We start from the raw sequence: 15,104 nt of genomic DNA, 5'->3' as shown, positions 1-15,104 counted from the left end.
GCGGCTTCCTATGAAGTCATCGCCAAATTTGGGGTGAGTATGCAAGAGCTCCAACCTCGTTGCAGCCCGACCATTTCTAGAATTGGTTGGGCACTTATTCTACATCAGCCGTCAGATTGCATGCTTTTGGGTAGTACGCGCGAATAAACGGATTTCAGGTGATCCACCATGGCACTGGCGGCAAGTTCAGCGTCGCCCTTTGCAATGGCGGATACGATCGCATCATGCTCCCGAAAACTGGAGTAATTTTCAGCGGGCTTCAGGGTTTCGCGTGGTTGCCCCCAAACAATCGACCTACGGACCGAATTCAAAGTTTCGAAAAAGTATAGAAAAAGTTGGTTTCGAGTAGAGCGGGCTATGGCGTAGTGCAAATTGTTGTCCCACGCTTCGTAGGTGCGCCAGTCTTCTGCCGTGCGACATTTGTCAGCGCAAAGCCTCATTTGCTCACGGTCTGAACGAGTGGAATGGAGTGCCGCCAGCCGGCTAAGCTGCGGTTCGACCGTGAATCGCACCGACACAACCTGTTCAGGTTTAATTTGATTGCCCAAGTAAGTTACGTCGGTGAGGTTGAGAACCGGTCTGGAACCAACAAATGTTCCCCGCCCCACATGACGCCAGATCAGCCCCTGGGCCTCGAGTTCTGCCAACGCTCTTCGCAACTGATTGCGAGTTGTCCCAAGTTTTGAACACAGCTCACGTTCAGGTGGGAGCCTGTCGTTATGCCTGTATCCCGCATTGTTAATTAGGTCGCGTACGCGGTGCGCGAGTTCGGTTGGTGCGCTCATATCTCCACCCAATTTAGTGATTGGTTGATTGATTGAAACGCCAAGTCGGAAAAAACTCAAGAGCAAGAGGAAAGCAAGAAACGAGTCGCAGGACAGGTTCCGTGACCACGGCTTGACATAAGCACGAGGGAGGAGTGCCGAGTGCGGTTAGCAACTGTTTCCGTAGAGGGTCACGCCGTTTGCGTGGCAATACTTGAAGATGGCAGCAAGTTGGACATTTTGCGCGCAGCGCAAATGATTGGCAAAACGCTGAACGCCGGTTCAATGCAGCAATTGATCGCGGGTGGAGAAGATACGCTTGGAGTTTTGAGATCCCTCGTTTCATCGGCTGAAGCAGGTAGTCTAAAGGACGCACTGGTTTGGGATGACGCGCCGTTTCTGGCGCCAATTCCCAGTCCGAGTAAGAACGTGTTTTGTGTAGGGCGCAATTACGCTGAACACATTGCCGAGGGCGAACGGGCACAAAATCAAAAAATTGGTGTAACAGAGCATCCGGTTTTCTTCACAAAACCGCCAACCTCGATTGTGGCACCTGAGGCAAACATTCTGATTTTCCCATCGGTATCACAAGCCATCGACTACGAAGTGGAACTGGCAGTTGTGATTGGAAAACCGGGCCGAAACATAGCCAAGGCTGACGCATACGACCATGTATACGGCTATACGATCCTCAACGACATCACCGCACGCGACATTCAACGCCGACATGGTGGGCAGTATTTCAAAGGCAAAGGTTTAGATGGGTCTTGCCCATTGGGTCCCTGGATCGTGACTGCTGATGCGGTCAGCGATCCGCAGTCTTTGTCAATTGGAATAACCGTCAATGGCGAACAGCGCCAAAACGGAACTACGTCGGACATGATTTTCGACATTCCGACGCTGATCGCATCCCTATCAGAAGGCCTGACCCTAGAACCGGGCGACGTACTTGCGACCGGCACGCCGTCAGGCGTCGGATACGCAATGGACCCGCCTCAGTTCCTGAAAGACGGGGACACGGTGGTTTGTGAAATTTCAGAAATTGGCACGCTCAGGAATACCGTGCGCGCCGTGTAAGTGGCTCCTGCATCTCTGAAGCTGCTGGAAGCCAACCATGCAAGGGAGGAAGACTAAAATGATGAACAGAAGGACTTTCACAGCGTCCTTGCTTTCGGCAGTTCCGGTAGCGGGAGCAATGGGAACGAAAGGTTTTGCGCAGGACTTGCGTAAGATCACTTTTGTACAGCCGAGCCCATCGGCGATCAACTCATTTCCTGTTTTTGTCGCCATTGGAGAAGGTTACTTCGCAGACGAAGGTTTGGACGTGACCGTCGAGGCGATCAACGGTTCGGGAGCCGTGCTTCAAGCTTTGTCTGCAGGGCAAGCGCATTTCGGTCGCCCCGGACCTGGCCCCCTAATCGCAGCGCGATCGCGGGATGTGGACGCAGTACATATCTACAACGTTGCGGCACGCAGCAACTTCGGCATCGCCGTGCCAGAAGACTCTGACATCCAAAGTGTTGAAGAGCTTCGAGGTAAAGTTATCGGAACAGGTACGGCTGATGGCGCGGAAGTCGGCTTTGCACGCAATGTGATGACCGGAGCAGGCATGAAAGAGGGTGAAGACTTCACTTTCCTGACTGTCGGCGACGGTGGCCCGGCAACTGCGGCTTTCCTGAACGGTGAAATCGACGCATATTCCGCATCGACAGCTGACACGGCAATTCTGAACCAGCGCGGAATGGCAGTGCGCGACATTACGCCGGCAGAATTTGGGCGTTTCTTCGGGAACGGCATCGCTACTATGGCCGACACAATCGCCAATGATCGGGAACTGGTCGAGGCTTGGAGCCGCGCATTCGCTCGTGGCCATGCTTTTGCACTTGATGATGCCAACCGCGAAGCCGTGTTGAAGCACCTGGCCGACGGCAATCCGCAAGAAGGCGAAGACAAGGAGTTCCAGTCGGCACTGTTCGATGCCGTGCGTTCAAAAACCATAGCGGCGGATCCAAGCAATGGTCTGGGATGGTATCCCGCCGAAGTCTGGCAAGAATGGCAAGACGCGCTGGTCGCAGGCGGCGAAATTCCGGGACCACTTGATGACCTGAGCGCTGCGTGGACCAATGAGTTTGCTGCCATTGGCAACGAGGCTGTCAGTAAATGAACGCTGAAGTCACCCATGAGTTTTCCGGCGCGCCCTTTGGCACGCCGGTCTACGAGTTGACACACGTAAGCAAGACTTATGCGCGCAATCTAGTGGTCGCTCTCGAAGACATTAATCTGACGCTTCGGAAAGGAAGCTTCACATCTGTCATCGGGTCCAGCGGGTGCGGTAAGTCAACTCTGCTCAAGATCATGGCGGGTCTGATCCCGCCAACTAAAGGACGTGTGATCCTTCAGGGGTTGCCGGTCACTGGGACCCGCCGTGATATTGGTATGATGTTCCAGCAAGCGACACTTTTCCCATGGAAAACAGCTGTGGAAAACATTGTTCTGCCGATCGAGATCCGCGATGGAAAGGCAGCAGCCAAACAAGCCATGGCAAAGGCTCACGAACTTTTAGATGTCGTAGGCTTGAAAGGTTTTGAAAACGTATATCCGAACGAATTGTCGGGCGGGATGGCACAACGCGCGTCGATCTGTCGAATGCTGATAACCGAACCAGCCGTGCTTTTGTTGGACGAACCGTTCAGCGCTCTCGACGAGTTGTCGCGCGACATGATGAATATGGAGTTGCAGCGGATTTGCCGGGAACAGGAAGCGACCGCGTTTCTTGTGACGCACTCCATTCAAGAGGCGGTGATTTTGTCCGATGAAATCGTCGTGTTGAAGCCACGTCCAGGCAGGATTGCTGAAATTGTTGAAGTCGACCTGCCTCGCCCGCGCACGCTCGATATGATGACGACTCCTAAGTTCGGCGCTATTGTAGACTACATTCGCAGCCTCCTGGATAAGGGAGAAGAAATGTGAGCCAAGTTCAGGATTATTCGCCTTCCGTAAAGGACGCTGACCCCGCAGAAGACACCGTATGGGAGCAGAAAGTTCACTTTATCGACTCGGTTCCCCGTTGGATTGCGATGACGTTTGTTTTCGTCGTTTTCGTGGGCACTTGGCAGATTGTGACGAGCTTGGGGCTTGTATCGCCGATCATCCTGCCTACCCCGATGGAGACCCTTAGGGACATGATTTTCGTCGGACAAAACCTTTTGACCGGAGGTTACATGCTGGGTGCGCTTTGGATCACTTTCAAAGAGGTCATCTATGGCTTTGCCTTGGCGATCGCGATCGGTTTTTCGCTGGGCGTGCTAGTCGGGGAAACCGCATTTGGCGAAAAAGCAGTGATGCCTTACCTCGTGGCCATAGACACCATGCCAAAAGTCGCGTTCGCCCCGCTGTTTGTGGCGTGGCTGGGGTTCGGCATTGAATCCAAGGTGGCACTTGCCGCATTTATTGCGACATTCCCAATTGTGGTTGGAACAGCCGCTGGGCTTCACGCCGCCGACGAAAACGCGCGCATGTTGTTCAAGACGATGGGCGCGAGCCGGATGCAGACATTGATCAAGATGAAGCTGCCAACTGGCCTGCCGCAGATATTCACCGGTCTCAAGATCGGTGCAGTTGGCGTGATGGCAGGTGCAATTACAGGAGAGTTCCTGGGCGGCGGAAAGGGATTTGGTGAGCTGATCCGTGTTGCAGCCTCGCAGCTCAATACACCTCGGGTGTTCTCGTTGATCCTGTATCTCAGCCTCGTCGGCCTGGCCGTTTTTGCAACGGTGGTTTGGACACAGCGTAAACTAGTGTTCTGGCATAAAGAGCAGGTCGGCAGAGATGACTTCTGAACCTGTGAAAATACACTGCCAGGCCCTGCGCGAGTTTGTGGCGAGCGCGCTCGAAACGCGAGGTGTGCCAAAAGCGGACGCTGTTCAGGTGGCCTCGACGATGGTGGAGGCCGACATCTATGGTTACGGCACACACGGTGTATTTCGTCTGCGCCAGTACCTTGCCCGGTTGGCGGGCGGCGGTTCGAATCCTACGCCAAAAGTCTCGATAGAACATGAGACTGTCGCAACCGCTTTGATCGACGGAGATGACGGACTTGGTCATTTAGCTATGTCGGCGGCGCGAGATCTTGCAATACAAAAGGCGAGAGAGGTCGGCATTGGATGGGTCGGCGTTCGACGCGGCAACCATGCGGGACCACTCGCACTATACGTGCGTCCACAAGCCGAGGCTGGGATGCTTGGCATGGCCGCAGCGGTTGGCAGTGCGAACCACGTTCCGCCCTATGGCGGAAGCGACCTGCTTCTTGGCACCAATCCTATCGCTTTCTCTGCGCCTGCCGATGGCCCCGATCCATTCGTTTTTGATATGGCGACGACTGTCGCCGCGATGGGCAAGATCAAGACCCTGTTGCAGCAAGGTAAGCCTATGCCTGAGGGTTGGATGGTCGGGCGCGATGGAAACCCATTGACGGACCCTGCACGCAAGTCAGAAGGATTTCTTTTGCCGATCGGCGGTCCCAAAGGTTTCGGTCTTTCTGTAGCCATCGGATTGATGGCCGGGGTCTTGAACGGTGCGGCATTCGGCTCAGACGTGGTCAACTTCACCTCAGACACGACCTCATCCACAAACACAGGGCAATTCGTAATGGCGCTTAATCCGGCAGCGTTTGGGATGGAAAAAGACTTTGCTGCCAACGCGGCCCGCGTCTTTTCTGAAATGCGCGCATCAGCCCCACTGCCCGGTCATGACCCAGTGCGCTTGCCCGGAGACGGCAAAATGGCCGCAGCTGAAGCCCGTCGTAAAAACGGTGTAAGGCTTAACCCCGCTCTTTGTCGTGATCTCAACAAACTAGCCCTGGACTGTCGGCTGACACCCCCATTTCCAAGTCTCAGCACTGACTAGCGGCCGATCCGTGAAAAGTTTGCAAGCGCTTTGGAACAGAATTCAGCGAAACGCCTCATCCTCGGCCTCAAGCGCTTTCACAAGAGCAGAAAGCTTGTTCATCATGTGTAGCTTCATGGTTTTGCCAAGCCCATCTGCATCGCGAGCCTTAAGCAACTCCATCATGGCTTCATGTTCGCGAATTGCCTGCGCCCAGCGTTCGTCTGACAGATTGGCCACAAAACGCGCTCGGCGGACCCGCGCCGCCAACAGCTTGTGGTGGGTTTCAAGAATGTCGTTTCGCGCGCCACGTATCAGTGCCTGATGGATGTCCTGATTGGCTTTAAAATAGGCCTGTCGATCACGTGACCTATAGGCTTTCACCATATCGGCGTGGCGACGTTCAATCTGTTTAATTTCCGTGGAGTTCATGCTCTGACACGACAACTCTCCTGCCAGTTGCTCAAGCGTCGCAAGAACTGGAAACGTATTCTCCAATTCCTCTCGCGTGACACTGGCAACGCGCGCACCTCGGTTGGCTTGGAGTACCACAAAGCCTTCTGATGCAAGCACCTTTAGGGCTTCCCGCAATGGTGTCCTTGAGACCCCCAACGAGTCGCAGAGCTGTTTCTCGGGCACTTTCTCTCCCGGCTTCAGAACATCTTCGACAATCAGGTTGCGCAAGCGTTCGACCAGTTCTTCATGTAGTGTTGTGCGCTTGATGCCATCCGTTAGATTCATAACCACGTCCTAATCATCAAGTACCATTTCCAACAAGCGAGCGACATGCATGGGCTGCCGTCGAGTACCCTCAGTGATTTGGTGCCGGCATGATGTCCCATCTGCCACAACAATTGCATTTACGGGTGCCGCGTCCAAAGCTGGAAATAGGTCTAGCTTTGCCATCTCGATCGAGACATCGACAGTTTCCGGGGCATATCCAAACGCGCCAGCCATACCACAACAACTGCTTTCGATCATGTTAACCTGCGCCTCAGGAATACGCTTCAGGAGATTGAGCATAGGCGTGACGACGTCATGTGCCTTCTGATGACAATGTCCATGGACGTAGATCGGTCGATCTATCGGTTTCAAAGGCAAGCTCGGCTGTTCGACCAGAAATTCCTCAATTGTATGTGTGGCCTTCGCCAACATCTCCGTTTGCGGTCCCGGGCAAAGAGCCAAATACTCGTCCCGGAAAGTGAGGATAGAGGAAGGTTCAAGTCCGACTACAGGTATGCCTTTGGCAACCATATCTCGTGTCGCGTCAATCACGCGCTGAGCCTCGTGTCGCGCTTCTTCCATACAACCCACAGCCAACAAGGTACGCCCGCAATCCAACACTCTTTTAGTGCGGTTATCCCGTGCTACGGCGACACGCAGCCCTAGCGCACGCAGGACTCGGACCGCGGCGCGCAGATTGTCAGGCTCGAAACAACGGTTGAATACATCTGCAAACAGAAGAACCTGCGGATCACTATCTTGGGCCTCGTCATCTCGGAACGGAACGGAAGACCATTCTGGAAGATCACGTCGCGCGGCAATACCTGTCGGGCTTTCCAATAGCTTACGCAAGGGTCCAATTTTGTTTCGAATATTCATAAGCCACGCGACTTTTGCAGCTTTTGGTGCATATCTGGGCAGGTAAGCTATTAATTTATCTGCCAATGTTAGCCCATCTTTTTTACGTTTCGCTGACAGTACTTCGATCTTCATTTTCGCCATGTCGACGCCAGTCGGGCACTCCCGAGCGCACGCCTTACAGGATACGCAGTACTTCATCGCGTCCAACATTGCATCGGATTCTAAACCGCCCGGCAACTGCCCGCTGATCACGAAACGCAAAGTGTTTGCACGCCCACGTGTGGAATCAAGCTCGTTTCGGGTGGCACGGAAGGAAGGGCACATAACTCCGCCCTTGAGCTTGCGGCACGCACCGTTGTTATTGCACATCTCAACGGCACCCTGAAATCCTCCTCCGGTACCCGGCCAAGCTGACCAATCCAGCGCTGTTTCGAAATCCGGGACTGAATAGTTTTGGCTGTAGCGGAATAGACGGCGATCATCCATTGAGGGCGCATTCACAATCTTTCCAGGATTGAGCATCCCGATTGGGTCAAACCGGTTCTTAACCTCTTCAAAGGCGGAAATAATACGCTGACCAAACATTTTTTCATGAAATTCAGAACGCACGATCCCGTCACCGTGTTCACCTGAATGAGAACCCTTGTATCGCTTAACCAGATCAAATGTTTCTTTTGCAATCGCCCGCATTGTGCTGACGTCTTTGTCCTGCCGCATATTCAGGACAGGACGAACATGTAGGCACCCTACGGAGGCGTGCGCGTACCATGTTCCCTTGGTGCCATGCCGGTCGAATATTTCGTTTAGGCCCGCGGTGTAATCGGCGAGGTCGGACAACGGAACAGCGCAATCTTCAACGAAGGATATCGGCTTGCCTGCCTCCTTCATCGACATCATGACATTCAAGCCGGATTTCCGGTACTCGGCGATTGAATTCTGCAGCTTGGTGTCTGTAATTGAAACAACTCCACCCCACCGGCTTTTCGTTCCGGTAAAAGACAAGCCGAGATCTCCGATTAGTTGGGAAAGCTTAACCAGTTTTGCGGCATTGTCCTCAGCGTTGCCCTCGGCGAATTCTACTAGTAGCAGGGCTTCGGGATTGCCTTTGACAAAGGCCTCTATAGTGTCGCGAAACAATGGGATATCGCGCCCCAACGCGATCATTGTCTCGTCGATCAATTCTACCGCCTGAGGGTTGAGCGTCACGATGTGTTGGGTGGCCTCCATTGCAGCACGAAATGTCGAGAAATGGCACACGCCGGTAACTTTCTCACCCGGTAACTGCGCCAAGTTCAATTCCAATTCAGTGAAGTAAGCCAGCGTGCCTTCTGACCCCACCAACAAATGGGACATGTTGATGTCGCTACCGACGAGCGCGTCGATATTGTACCCGCCCACACGGCGCTGGACCTTGGGAAAACGGGCGTCAATCTCAGACGCCTCACGACGTCCAAGTGCGCGCATGTCGCCAACAAGATCCGCATAATCGCTAGATGCGGGCGTTTCAGCGCTGAACCGCGCTTCGCTTCCGTCGACCAGAATTGCGTTTATTGCATGGACGTTATCTCGCATGATCCCGTACCGCAGAGACTTTCCGCCTGAAGAATTGTTTGCTGCCATCCCCCCAAGAGTGCAACGAGACGCTGTTGAGGGGTCCACTGGAAACCAAAGGCCATGCTTCTTCAACGCTTCGTTCAATTGATCCAACACAACACCTGGCTGAACGCGCGCAATACGTTTCTCAACGTCTATGTCTAGAATACGATTCAAGTATTTTGTGTTGTCCAGCACAATACCCTGATTGACCGTTTGCCCACATTGCGACGTGCCGCCACCGCGAGGAAGGACCGAAAATCCCTCGTCCCGAGCGACAGACATCACGGCTTTTACATCTTCTGTGGATCGGGGGATCACAACAGCGTCAGGTATCATCTGATAGATTGAGGCATCGGTCGAGTACCGCGCAAGCGACGCCGGATCTGACATCACCTCTCCCCGCACATCAGACAACAGTCGGCGGTACAACGATCCATTCTTTACCATCAGGTTCGCCTTCCCTTCCCAGTAAGCCCATTGAGGCTCTACTTACCCATTGACTGAATAATGAATTCATAATTAACTTTTGCAATGGTTAATAGCACCACTCTTTTGGCACCAGCATAAGGATCATTTCAAATGCGTCAGGCGGGCAGGCACTTTTTACAGATTCCAGGGCCAAGTGCTGTGCCAGAGCGCATCCTGAAGGCCATCAGTACACAGACCATTGATCACCGTGGGCCCGATTTTGCTGAAGTAGGGAACAAGGCCCTAAGTGGGATAAAAACCATTTTCAAGACAAAGCAGAACGTCTTTATTTACCCCTCATCCGGCACCGGTGCATGGGAAGCAGCACTTGTGAACAGTATTTCGCCAGGCGAAAAAGTTCTCATGTTCGAAACAGGACACTTCGCCTTCATGTGGTGCAACTTGGCAGGAAAACTGGGATTGCAGCCAGAACTGATTGAAGGAGATTGGCGTGGCGGTGCGGATCCAAGTCAGATCGAAGACCGCCTGCGCGAAGATAGTCAGCACGAGATCAAGGCGGTATGCGTCGTCCACAATGAAACTTCTACTGGGTCAGTCTCGTCGATCGAGGAAGTACGCAGAGCAATAGATGCGGCAAAGCACCCTGCGCTCCTAATTGTTGACTCCATTTCTGGCCTAGGGTCGATCGATTTTAGGTTCGACGACTGGGGCGTTGATGTCTGTGTCTCTGGTTCGCAAAAAGGACTGATGCTACCGCCTGGTCTGAGCTTTAACGCTGTAAGCGACCGTGCACTGGAACATTCAAAATCCGTGAGTATGCCACGAAGTTATTGGGATTGGCATGATATGATCGAACCCAACCAGAAAGGGTTCTTCCCTTATACGCCCGGCACCAATCTCCTTTATGGACTAAATGAGGCCATCGATATGTTGCACGAAGAGGGGCTGGAGAACGTGTTCGCACGGCATTCCCGCCATGGTGCCGCGACGCGGGCTGCGGTGCAAGCATGGGGACTTGAGGTAATGTGTGCTCGCCAAGGCCAGGAGTCGGGCGTACTGACCGCTGTTAAAGTACCTGAAGGACATTCTGCTGATGTATTTCGCGCAACTACGCTGGAGCACTATGATATCTCACTTGGAAATGGCCTGTCCAAAGTAGCCGACAAGGTTTTCCGCATAGGTCACTTGGGCGATTTCAACGACCTGATGTTGATGGCCACACTATCAGGCGTAGAAATGGGTCTCGCCAAGAGCGGCGTGCCGCATACAGCAGGTGGCACGCAGGCTGCGTTGGAGCATCTCAAGGCCGCGTAAATCCAAGCTGAGTCTCCAATAGCGCGACCGAGTCCCATTGACGGGAAATTACCAACCCTCCGGATCACAAAACTCTTTAGGAGCTTCACCATGACCCGTATGACGGCAAAAGACTTCGACCAGGAACTTCTTGATCTGTATGACTTTTATGCGCACGGCAAAATCACAAAACGCCAATTTCTGGACCGCGCCAGCAAATTTGCAGTTGGCGGTTTATCAGCGGTCGCGTTGCTGAACATGCTTAGTCCGAACTATGCCCTAGCACAGCAGGTGTCATTTAACGATCCCGATATCCATGCAGACTACATCACCTATCCCTCACCAAATGGAACCGGTGACGTGCGGGGCTATCTGGTCCGGCCCGCAGGCGTTGAAGAACCCTTGCCCGCGGTACTGGTAATCCACGAAAACCGCGGCCTTAACCCGTACATCGAAGATGTCGCGCGCAGATTGGCTAAAGCCGGGTTTATGGCTCTGGCTCCAGACGGCCTGACATCGGTGGGTGGATACCCCGGCAACGACGCAGATGGGCGCGAACTGCAAAAGACAGTGGACCGGGTCGAGTTGATGAACGATTTCTTCAATGGATTTGAATACCTATTGAACCGAGATGACAGTACCGGAAAGGTCGGCGCAGTGGGTTTCTGCTACGGTGGCGGCGTAGTCAGCGCAATTGCTGTGGCCTACCCGGAATTGGGAGCAGGCGTGCCGTTCTATGGTCGCCAGCCGGCAGCTGAGGATGTGGCTAAAATTCAGGCGCCGCTACTTATTCAAATGGGCGAGCTTGATGAGCGCATCAACGCAGGGTGGCCGGATTTTGAGGCTGCTCTTCAGGCCAACGACAAAGTATACGAGGCATATATATACGAAAACGCCAACCACGGTTTTCATAACGACAGTACGCCACGCTATGATGAGGAAATGGCAAACCTAGCCTGGGACCGCACAATTGATTGGTTCAACACCTATCTGAAATAATTGGTACAAGCTACCAAGCCAGTCATGCGTTGATATCTTTTCGTTGAAATCCTCGGCCCATCTTGGCCAAGACCTTAGAAGCTAAGGTAACTTGAACTTCGCAGTTAAAGATTCTGCGACAAGGTCTTGGCCCGCTATGCCTACTATTAACTTTTTTAACGTGTCGAAACGATGGAAGGATACTGTCGCAACGGTTTTAGGTGAAGCGATCCATCGTTAAGTGTTCAGCTCATCTGCGGGTCAAAAGTATTATCACTTTTGTGCGTGGTTAGCCGTTCCATTGGTTCTCTTCGGTATCCCGAAACCGCCGCGCGAGATAATCCACAAACGCGCGCGTTTTTGGTGCCAGATTCCGCCTTTCGGCAAACATTACGACGATATCCGTGCTGGGAGGTGCATACTCCGGCATGACATGGACAAGTTCGCCGGAGAGAAACTTCCTGTTTGCCATATAGCAGGGCAGCCGTGCGATCCCGATACCAGCCAGAGCGGCTCTAAAGACAACATCGGTGCTGTTCCCCTCAAAGCTGCCCGTTGCTTCAAATTTTTCGCCTGCGTTCGGTTCGATGCTGTTCCAAGCGTTCCGTTGGCTTCTCCCAGCAACTCTCAAGCAATTGTGCTCAGCCAATTCGGCAAAATTCGACGGTGTTCCACAACGCGCAAGGTATTCAGGTGAGGCACATAGTACCCTTCGACTCTGCATAACGCGCCTGATGACCATATCTGGATTCTTGCGTTGTTCCGCAAAGCAGATCGCCGCATCGAAGCCTTCACTCCGAAGATCAATTTCTCGGTCGGTCAAATCCAAAGACATTTGAACCTGAGGGTTCTCTTTCATGAACTCTGGCAGAGCAGGAATCAGTTGGGACTTACCGAATGCAACAGTGGATGCGATCCTGAGTTCTCCGCGTGGGACACCGTCAAAGCTGTGGATCATCGCTTTGGCTTCATTGAATTTGTCAGCCATCGCTTTGCATTTTTCATAGAAATCTTGGCCTTCCCGCGTTGGAGAGACACCCGTTCTGGTACGATTCAGAAGGCGGTAGTGCACCTGATCTTCAAGTAACCCGATCTGCTTACTTACTGCTGATGGGGTCTGGCCCATTGATCTTGCAGCCGCAGAAATACTGCCCTGCTCGACAACCGTCGCAAAGATTAGCATTTGCGCAGAAATGTCCATGTCATGACCTTTTGCTATTCCAATATGGCATGGGGCCTTTGCCAAAATGGCGAGTTGTGAGCGCTACCAAATACCCTTATCTCTGCATTGCAGCATAAATACCGCATTGCAGCAATGGACGAGGCAATATCATGGCAATTACACGATCAAACAGCGCGCTGGATGTCGTTTTCGAAGCTGGCCGCACGTTCTTTCATCAAAAGCTGGACACGATACGCAAGGCACAGGCCAAACGCAGGGTTTATCGCGAAACTTACTATGAACTCTCGGTGTTATCTGACCGTGACTTAATAGATTTGGGTATCTCGAGAAGCAGCATCAAAAATCTTGCGTTGGAGGCCGCCTATGGCTGTTAACACCCAAGCCCCTGCTACGTATCGCGATCACGCGATCGCCCAATCAATCGCATTCTTGGTGTGGATCAGATCCACGACTAAAGCTGCTTTGAAAGCACTGAAAATGGCCCGGATGCTCTCTGCGCTTTCGAATATGAGTGACTACCAACTCGCTCAGATCGGAATTTCGCGATCTGAGATCCCGGAATATGCCGAAAAACTAATGGTTGACGAATAGAGAAGTGGGCCTTCAGGTCAGAAGATTACACAAGTTTGCTGGTCCTCGCTCCTCCCAGAGTAAGCCAGCATAAGCGGCGGCGAAAAAGCCAACGGGGAGCGCCATCGCAAAGGGCCAGCATTTTCACCTCCTCCCGAAAATGCTGGCCCATACCAACCTGCCAAACAGGAAACGCGAAAACTGAAAGTCATGAGAGCACTACAAGACCCGATCGTTCGTCGTCTCCGTTCTGGCGATCAAAGTAACATCTGCAATCATTTTCTGTAGTTAGATATCGAAACGCGGCGAGCACGGTTTGTGGAGTCGTCGACGCCAATTACGTCTTGAGCTACGCACAGAACATCCTTCGGCATGACAGTATCGCTTGTGGGGCGTTTGTCTGAGGACAATTGAGGGGCCTTGTGGAACTGCGCGGCCTCTTTCATTCATGGCCATCAAAGCCAGAGGCTGCATTCTCTGTCGAAGCCGAGTGCCGAGGCCTTGGGATTGGCGACGCTTTGGTTCAACAGATGTACGCGATGGCGCAGAACAGAGGCGTCCGGACTATCCAAATGATGTGCCTGAAGGAAAACCGCCACATGCGCTATCTTGCGGCGAAACATAACGCGCAGTTTGTAGCCTACGCGGATATTGTTGAAGCAATCTTGCACCTCAACTGGCCGACACCCGCGTCAATTGCCATTGAGATTATCGCTGAAGCTAGGGCACACTCACATCTGCTTTTTACTATGACGACCAATGGCACACTGCGTATTGCGGTCGTTTGATTGGGCTTAAGCGAATGACCTTTTCTAGTGCCTTTATTGTTTCAGTGTTAGAGTTACCTTTCTTCAGATAGTGGCCGTGCGACGCGCATATTCCACCTTAAACACAAGTCGGGATTTACCGCCTCAAGCTGTAACACGCAGTGCATCGACAGGAACTAGCGCTCCTTTGGCTTGGATCACGTAGCTGGCCAATTGGCAGCCCAACGATATTCCCGCGCGGAAATCACTTTTCTCCAATACGCTGAGCAAAACGCCAGCGTTGAAGCTGTCACCAGCGGCTGTTGTATCAATAGCGGAAGTTTCCGGCTTAGTAGGCACCTCCCCTCTAATATTCCCATCTTTATAAACCACAGAATGCTCGCCGTTCTTTACGACGACCCGCTCCACACCAAGTCTTGCATATCGTTCAAGAGTCGCGGTCGGACAGTCGTCATTAAACCACGCGCTTTCATCGTCAAAAGACGGCAACACGATATCCGAGAGCTCAGCAGCGCGCATGATTGAACGCTTCATTTCTTCGGTACTCGACCAAAGTTTGGGTCTGATGTTCGTATCGAAAGCCACGGTTTTCCCTACATCGCGACCCCTTTGGAGAGCACCAAGTAGATTTTCACGCGATTGAGGACCAAGAATTCCCAGCGTAATTCCTGAGTAATAGATCAAATCCGCTTTTTCGATAGCACGGTCAAGCGCATCTGGGTCGTCAGCAAGCCGTTTGGCTGCAGAGCTGTTGCGCCAATAGGAAAAACTGCGTTCGCCGTTGGAAAGGTGGATCATATAGAGACCCACAGTTCCATCCGAAATTTCGCAAATGTGAGAGGTATCGATGCCTGTTCTGTCAATAAAGGCTCGCATTTCGCGAGACAGTTTGTCGTCACCAACTGTCGTGAAATAAGCGACCTCTGTATTTGGTGATATATTCGCTAAATACCAAGCCGTGTTGAACGTATCACCAGCGTACCCGATCTTGAACTCCCCTGGACCGCCTAGGGGAGCAAGTTCCGCCATGCACTCGCCGATTGCTAAGATACGCAT

At 52.7% G+C, this 15,104-nt stretch carries 15 protein-coding genes; 10 read left to right on the top strand and 5 right to left on the bottom strand.

What is annotated here, in order from left to right:
• Positions 1-104 precede the first annotated feature (104 nt).
• A complete protein-coding gene (locus ACR0IP_RS11050) occupies positions 105-785 on the bottom strand; it encodes a FadR/GntR family transcriptional regulator (protein WP_170375889.1) in 681 nt (226 codons plus the stop codon).
• A 183-nt stretch (positions 786-968) separates the two neighbouring features.
• On the opposite strand from ACR0IP_RS11050, the gene ACR0IP_RS11045 reads away from it, so the two are divergent.
• From ACR0IP_RS11045 to ACR0IP_RS11025, 5 genes are all read left to right on the top strand, one after another.
• A complete protein-coding gene (locus ACR0IP_RS11045; RefSeq protein WP_480525523.1) occupies positions 969-1,841 on the top strand; it encodes a fumarylacetoacetate hydrolase family protein in 873 nt (290 codons plus the stop codon).
• Positions 1,842-1,959: 118 nt separating this feature from the next.
• Positions 1,960-2,928 (top strand): ABC transporter substrate-binding protein, encoded by a 969-nt coding sequence (locus ACR0IP_RS11040; RefSeq protein WP_480514259.1) that lies wholly within the window; start codon positions 1,960-1,962, stop codon positions 2,926-2,928.
• Positions 2,925-3,734, top strand: a complete 810-nt coding sequence (locus ACR0IP_RS11035; RefSeq protein WP_170375893.1) for an ABC transporter ATP-binding protein — start codon at positions 2,925-2,927, stop codon at positions 3,732-3,734. Before ACR0IP_RS11040 ends, ACR0IP_RS11035 begins: the two co-directional genes overlap by 4 nt.
• Positions 3,731-4,603: an ABC transporter permease gene (locus tag ACR0IP_RS11030; protein WP_170375895.1), complete on the top strand. Its 873-nt coding sequence runs from the start codon at positions 3,731-3,733 to the stop codon at positions 4,601-4,603. The genes ACR0IP_RS11035 and ACR0IP_RS11030 overlap by 4 nt, the downstream gene beginning before the upstream one ends.
• A complete protein-coding gene (locus ACR0IP_RS11025; protein ID WP_170375897.1) occupies positions 4,593-5,669 on the top strand; it encodes an Ldh family oxidoreductase in 1,077 nt (358 codons plus the stop codon). The genes ACR0IP_RS11030 and ACR0IP_RS11025 overlap by 11 nt, the downstream gene beginning before the upstream one ends.
• Positions 5,670-5,711: 42 nt before the next feature.
• Here ACR0IP_RS11025 and ACR0IP_RS11020 read toward each other — a convergent pair whose 3' ends face one another.
• Entirely contained in the window at positions 5,712-6,389 is a 678-nt protein-coding gene (locus tag ACR0IP_RS11020) for a GntR family transcriptional regulator (RefSeq protein ID WP_480525520.1), read from the bottom strand.
• A 9-nt stretch (positions 6,390-6,398) separates the two neighbouring features.
• Positions 6,399-9,275: an FAD-binding and (Fe-S)-binding domain-containing protein gene (locus ACR0IP_RS11015; RefSeq protein ID WP_480525518.1), complete on the bottom strand. Its 2,877-nt coding sequence runs from the start codon at positions 9,273-9,275 to the stop codon at positions 6,399-6,401.
• Positions 9,276-9,407: 132 nt separating this feature from the next.
• Between ACR0IP_RS11015 and ACR0IP_RS11010 the strand changes: the two genes are divergently transcribed.
• Both ACR0IP_RS11010 and yghX read left to right on the top strand, forming a co-directional pair.
• On the top strand, positions 9,408-10,571 hold the full coding sequence (locus ACR0IP_RS11010) for a pyridoxal-phosphate-dependent aminotransferase family protein (protein WP_480525517.1): 1,164 nt from the start codon (positions 9,408-9,410) through the stop codon (positions 10,569-10,571).
• Between the two features lie 90 nt (positions 10,572-10,661).
• Complete coding sequence (gene yghX / locus ACR0IP_RS11005; protein ID WP_480525515.1) at positions 10,662-11,549, top strand: YghX family hydrolase; 888 nt, start codon at positions 10,662-10,664, stop codon at positions 11,547-11,549.
• 268 nt (positions 11,550-11,817) lie between these two features.
• Here yghX and ACR0IP_RS11000 read toward each other — a convergent pair whose 3' ends face one another.
• Positions 11,818-12,729 (bottom strand): LysR family transcriptional regulator, encoded by a 912-nt coding sequence (locus ACR0IP_RS11000; protein ID WP_480525514.1) that lies wholly within the window; start codon positions 12,727-12,729, stop codon positions 11,818-11,820.
• Between the two features lie 131 nt (positions 12,730-12,860).
• Here ACR0IP_RS11000 and ACR0IP_RS10995 point away from each other — a divergent pair, with 131 nt between their 5' ends.
• The 3 genes from ACR0IP_RS10995 to ACR0IP_RS10985 all read left to right on the top strand — a co-directional run bounded on the left by ACR0IP_RS10995 (position 12,861) and on the right by ACR0IP_RS10985 (position 14,069).
• Positions 12,861-13,085 carry a DUF1127 domain-containing protein gene (locus ACR0IP_RS10995; protein WP_170375908.1) on the top strand — a complete coding sequence of 75 codons (225 nt, stop codon included), beginning with the start codon at positions 12,861-12,863 and terminating at the stop codon, positions 13,083-13,085.
• Entirely contained in the window at positions 13,075-13,302 is a 228-nt protein-coding gene (locus ACR0IP_RS10990) for a DUF1127 domain-containing protein (protein WP_480525513.1), read from the top strand. The genes ACR0IP_RS10995 and ACR0IP_RS10990 overlap by 11 nt, the downstream gene beginning before the upstream one ends.
• 401 nt (positions 13,303-13,703) lie before the next feature.
• Positions 13,704-14,069: an N-acetyltransferase family protein gene (locus tag ACR0IP_RS10985; protein ID WP_480525512.1), complete on the top strand. Its 366-nt coding sequence runs from the start codon at positions 13,704-13,706 to the stop codon at positions 14,067-14,069.
• Between the two features lie 123 nt (positions 14,070-14,192).
• Here the strand turns inward: ACR0IP_RS10985 and ACR0IP_RS10980 are convergent, their stop codons facing one another.
• Entirely contained in the window at positions 14,193-15,104 is a 912-nt protein-coding gene (locus tag ACR0IP_RS10980) for a sugar kinase (protein ID WP_480525510.1), read from the bottom strand.

This window comes from Ruegeria sp. AL11, from assembly GCF_056540865.1.
The sequence above is the reverse complement of the archived record's forward strand: the minus strand, read 5'-3'. Positions and strand labels throughout refer to the sequence as shown.